Here is a 2,630-nt window from a genome sequence, read left to right as displayed (position 1 = left end):
ACCGGGAGCACCCGCCTCTTCGGGGCCGCCGAGGCCATCGCGCGGCGGCTCAAGGCGGACATCCGCGCGGAGGAGGGGCTGGTCGCCTCGGTGGGGGTGGGGTCGAACAAGTTCGTTGCCAAGGTCGCCTCCGACCTCGGGAAGCCGGACGGCTACGTGGCCGTGCCCCCGGGGCAGGAGAAGGCCTTCCTGGCCCCCCTTCCCGTCTCGCGCCTCTGGGGGGTGGGGGCGAAGACGGGGCGCCTGCTCCGCTCCCTCGGCCTCATCACGATCGGTGCCGTGGCCGCCTGGCCCGAGGCGGCGCTCGTGGCCCGCTTCGGCGAAGCCGGCCGACACCTCTCGGCGCTGGCCAACGGCATGGACGACCGGCCGGTGACGCCGGACGAGGCGGCGAAATCCATCGGGGCCGAGACCACCTTCGAGGAGGACACCGCCGACCCGCGCCTCCTCCGGCGGACGCTCCTCGCCCTGGCCGAGCGGGTCGCCCGGCGGCTCCGGCGGGAGGGCGTGCAGGGGGGCACCGTCACCCTCAAAGTGCGCTTCGAGCCGTTCGAGACCCACACCCGCGCCCGGACGCTCCCTGCCCCCACCGCCCTGGCAGACGAGATCTACCCGGTGGCGGCGGAGCTGCTGGCCGCGGCTCGCCTCCCCGGACGCCGGATTCGCCTCCTGGGAATCGCCCTGTCGCGCCTGGTTCCGGCCGCGGCGGCGGGGCAGCTCCCTCTCTTCGGCGAGGGCGCACGGCGCCGGGAGCGGGTCGCCGCGGTCATGGATGCCGTGGCCGAGCGCTTCGGAGAGGAGGCCCTGACCCGCGCGGCGCTGCTTGACCGGCCGCGGCGGCGGGCTCGCCATGGCGACGCTTGAGGGGGTCGTGGAGCGGATCACCTACGCGAGCGCCGAGGACGGCTACACGGTGGCTCGGCTGGCGGTGACCGGTCACGCCGCCTCCGTCACCGTCGTCGGGGCGATGCCCGGCGTCCATCCCGGACAGGCGCTGCGCGTGACGGGCGAGTGGACGCGTCACGCCCGCTTCGGCGAGCAGTTCCGGGTCACCGCCTGCGAGGCCCTGACCCCCGCCACGCGGGTCGGGATCGAGCGCTACCTGGGCTCCGGCCTCATCAAGGGGATCGGCCCCGTGACCGCCCGCCGCCTCGTGGAGCGGTTCGGGGAGGAGACCCTGCGGGTCATCGAGGAAGAACCGAAGCGTCTCCGGGAGGTGAGCGGCGTCGGCCCGGACCGGGTGGCCCGGATCCGATCGGCCTGGGACGCCCAGCGGGAGGTCCGGGAGGTGATGCTCTTCCTCCAGGGGCACGGGGTCTCGGCCACCTACGCGGGGAAGATCTTCAAGGCCTACGGGCGGGGCGCCGTGGCCCTCCTCAAGGCCAATCCGTACCGGCTGGCCCGCGACATCCACGGCATCGGATTCAAGACCGCCGACGGCATCGCTTCCCGCCTGGGGGTTTCCTCGGACGCGCCGATCCGCCTGGAGGCGGGGCTCCTCCACGTCCTCGGCGCTCTCACGGAGGAGGGACACTGCTGCTATCCCCGGGACGGGCTGCTCAAGGCAGGAGCCGAAGTCCTCCAGGTGCCGCCCGGGGCGCTCGAGGGAGCGCTCGCGCGCCTGGCGGAGGCGGCGGAGGTCGTGGTGGAGCCGGGGGAAGACGAACCCGTCGTCTTTCCCAGGGAGCTCCATGAGGCCGAGGTGGCCCTGGCCCGCCGCCTGGCCGCGTTCCGCAAGGGGCCCCGGTTCGACGTGAGCCTGGATGTGGCGCGGGCGCTCCCGTGGGTCGAGGGCCAAAGCGGCCTCGCCCTCGCCCCCAAGCAGCGGGAGGCCTTGGCCACCGCTCTCGGGGGGAAGGCGGTCATTATCACGGGCGGGCCCGGAACCGGGAAGACCACCATCCTCCGCTGCCTGCTCACAATCCTCGAACGCAAGGGCCTCCGGGCCCTCCTCACGGCGCCCACGGGGCGCGCCGCAAAACGGTTGACCGAGGCCACGGGGCGGGCAGCCCAGACGCTCCACCGCCTCCTGGAGTTCAGCCCGCGGGAGGGGATCTTCCGGCGGAGCGCGGCGCGGCCCCTTGATGCCGCGGCAGTCATCGTGGACGAGCTCTCCATGGCCGACCTGCCCCTCATGCACCGGCTGGTGGAGGCGCTGCCGCGGGAAGCGCTCCTGGTCCTGGTGGGGGATGCGGATCAGCTCCCCTCGGTGGGGCCGGGGGCGGTGCTGACCGACTGCATCGCGTCCGGGGTTCTCCCCGTCGTCCGCCTCCAGGAGATCTTCCGGCAAGCGGAGCAGAGCCTCATCGTCCAGAACGCCCACCGGGTCAACCGGGGGGAGATGCCGATCCTGGAGGGGACCGGGGACTTCCAGTTCCTGGAGGAGGAGGACGCGGACCGGCTGGCCGCCCTGGTGGTCGAGACGGCGGCGCGCACCCTGCCGGCGCGGCACGGCCTCCACCCGCTCGAGGAGATCCAGGTGCTGGCTCCGATGCACCGGGGGACGCTCGGCGTGGCGGCCCTGAACCAGGCGCTGCAGGCGGCTCTAAACCCCACGGGCCCGGCGCTGACCCGGGGGCAGCGCGTCCTCAGGGTCGGGGACAAGGTGATGCAGCTCCGGAACAACTACG

General features: G+C 73.9%; 2 protein-coding genes. Both read left to right on the top strand.

The window, feature by feature from the left end; all coding sequences use genetic code 11:
- On the top strand, window positions 1-864 hold an 864-nt coding region (locus VGT06_04315; GenBank protein ID HEV8662354.1), incomplete at its 5' end, for a DNA polymerase IV.
- A partial coding sequence (locus tag VGT06_04310; GenBank protein HEV8662353.1) for an AAA family ATPase occupies window positions 851-2,630 on the top strand: 1,780 nt, incomplete at its 3' end. The genes VGT06_04315 and VGT06_04310, both read left to right, overlap by 14 nt.

The sequence above is a fragment of the Candidatus Methylomirabilis sp. genome (assembly GCA_036000645.1).
Classification (GTDB): Bacteria; Methylomirabilota; Methylomirabilia; order Methylomirabilales; family JACPAU01; genus JACPAU01.
This window is presented reverse-complemented; position numbering and strand designations above follow the sequence as displayed.